This window comes from Pseudomonas sp. AC463, from assembly GCF_979253585.1.
Genome location: NZ_CEEDDZ010000250.1, coordinates 1 through 357 on the forward strand (window position 1 = coordinate 1; position 357 = coordinate 357).

Consider the following 357-nt stretch of genomic DNA (forward strand, 5'->3'; position numbering starts at 1 on the left):
GACGATCCCAGCTCCCTTCAAGCGTGCGTGAAGCTGCTCCCAGACGTATCCCTGAATGCGACAGACCTCGCGCGGATCAGGGGTCGGTACCACCGTGCTCGTTCCGCCGCGCTCTTCGCTGCCGAAGATGTCGTCGATGCCTTCTTCGTCGCCTTCGTCTTCGACATGGGAAAGCCGTGCCGTCCAGCATCGGTCCACGAAGTCTGCAGTCTGAGCGACGACGGTCGCCGCGTCGACGCGATCGACCTGCGCAACGACGAACCAGCGGCGTTTTGCGGGAGCGTTGCCGACCATCATCACGACCGGCCGAAGCCGTGTCAGGCGTTGGAACTCGTCGACGTCGATCCGCGGCGACAC

General features: G+C 64.1%; 1 protein-coding gene. It reads right to left on the minus strand.

What is annotated here, in order from left to right; genetic code table 11:
- Positions 1-357, minus strand: a 357-nt coding sequence (locus AC0IYH_RS30010) for a hypothetical protein (protein WP_471837745.1), incomplete at both ends; no start/stop codon positions are given.